Raw genomic sequence first — 2,134 nt, 5'->3', positions numbered from 1 at the left:
TCTTAGAGCACGTATACGGTGTAAAGTAAGACCATCAAAAGTGAATTTTTCATTGGTAAATTCGTATTTTTTTGCAGACTCTTGTTGATTAACAGATGTGATTTCGTTTGCAATGTTAGAGGAAATTGTATTTTGGGAAGTTTTTATTATAGAATTTTTCATTTTAAATTCTTTCTAATCGTAATGAAGTTTTCAATTGACGCGCTATAAAGGCGCCGGGCGTTGAAAACACGGCGATTAGTCCGTCGTCACACTTTTCCCATAAGGGTATTGCATGGTGTGACACACCCGACAAAATCATTATACGCTTTAATACGTATAAAAAACAGTCAGTATTTTAAAGACTTTGGAAAGATTGTTTCGTAACCTATCCGCTAATCGTTAAGTGTTTTCAGCACTTGAATATTTATATAACAAAATACGTGTTTATTGTCAAATAATATTTCTATCTTTTTGATATTTTTTCTTATTTTTTAATACGTTGCGTGTTGATAATATCTTATGCTTATCAATTTCTTCTTTTATATTTATGTGCTTTTAAAACTATATTATAGGTTTTATGAAACGATTGCGTTATTTTCTGAATCTATACATTTATAATATTTAGAAACGCTCTCATAATGCGTATTTTAAACTTTATAACCTATCAATTTTGTTACTAAATGAATTTTAAATTTTTTGTGAATTTTGTTTATAAGGGGCTTTAATTTAAACGACCTTAATAGCACCGCGCTCTTATAACAAATGCTTTCATTTGCATTTTTGCTTTCTCTATAGTTGTTATGTTCTTTATAGCCATGGCATCATTTTTCATGTTCATAAGAGAAATGATAAATAGGATATATGATAATTGTGATTTATTGCCTGTTATGAAAACACTTATGAAAACATCTCAATAGAAACTGATCATTATAGAGATGAGCAAAATCCCTTTTAATAAACTTTTGTCATTTTTGTCAGTTCTTTTTAGAACCTATATCATTTTTTTTAATGAGAGAAAATTAAAATCATTATATTTCAACAAGTTAAGTTTTATGATTTTTTCAAAATACAACTTATTAAAACTGCCATAACAAATAAATACAACTGTAAATATATATTTGTCAGTTTGTGTCAGTACATTGAATCGACAAAAGTGATCATTTAGTGAATGATTAAAACATGTCTTATGAGAGTATGTGATCTTTTAAAGCCTTTCAAAAGAAAGGGATTATAATCATAATAAATGCTATCAAGACCATTATGGTTATGAGTTTTGGAGGTGCTTTTTACGCCCCCCTTTACATATTTTTCAATAAAAAATAAAAGTCATTATATTTCAATATGTTAATTTTTATCAACTTTTCAAAAAAACAACCTATATCAATAATACAACCTTTAAATTCAATCAATAACATACGTTTTGTAGGGGGTTTGGGGGTTTTAAGAACCTTCAAAACCTATAAGTAATATAAGAAAATGAATATACATAACCCTCTTTAAACAAAGCTATCATTTTAGATTACGATATAATCTTTTAAAGGCAATCCAAATAAGAGTATCTAAAATTGCAAGTTTCTTCTTTTTAGAATAACGCATATAGACTATCCTTTTAGGATTATATGTAAGCAACTTAACAAAAGAGGTATAGATATGATTATAAGCTCTATACCCCTTGTGAGGTCAACATGCCTATCATCTGAGCATGCTTTATAAGTTATTCGGTTTCTCTAATTTCTAATTTTGGTAAGTTCTTAACAATTTTCATTGTTTCCAAACTTACAGTAATAACCCTTTGGAATAACTCCAATGGACAAGCAGGGTTGCCAACGGTTTCAACAGCATAGCTATTGGCATCATTAATAATGCCACTCTTTTTATCAGTCTTTACACATTGACGCCCCATAACCGATTCAAGAGAGATATCTGTTATTGTGATATTGCTGTTATAAAAAACAATCAATTTATCTTTTTCCTTACTATTCCCAGCGAATTTCATTTCTGTAACGTAGTAAAATTCTTTAGGGTTCGTGATCTCTGTAACTTTTGGATTGCCTTTTTTAAAGGTCACTGGATACGGCTCTACAGTTTCATAATTCACGTGCAAATGCCCCAGTTTACGCCCTACTGTCACAAATTTCCAAAAATCATCAGC

1 protein-coding gene is annotated in these 2,134 nt (G+C 29.4%); it reads right to left on the bottom strand.

All coding sequences use genetic code 11. From position 1 onward, the window contains the following. Window positions 1–1,696 precede the first annotated feature (1,696 nt). On the bottom strand, window positions 1,697–2,134 hold a 438-nt coding region (locus ACFILL_RS09070; protein WP_375643809.1), incomplete at its 5' end, for a type ISP restriction/modification enzyme.

Origin of the sequence: Bartonella sp. AP20NXHL, from assembly GCF_042196165.1 — a bacterium.
GTDB lineage: Bacteria > Pseudomonadota > Alphaproteobacteria > Rhizobiales > Rhizobiaceae > Bartonella.
Note: the sequence above shows the minus strand (reverse complement) of the source record. Positions and strands in the feature narration are given on the sequence as shown.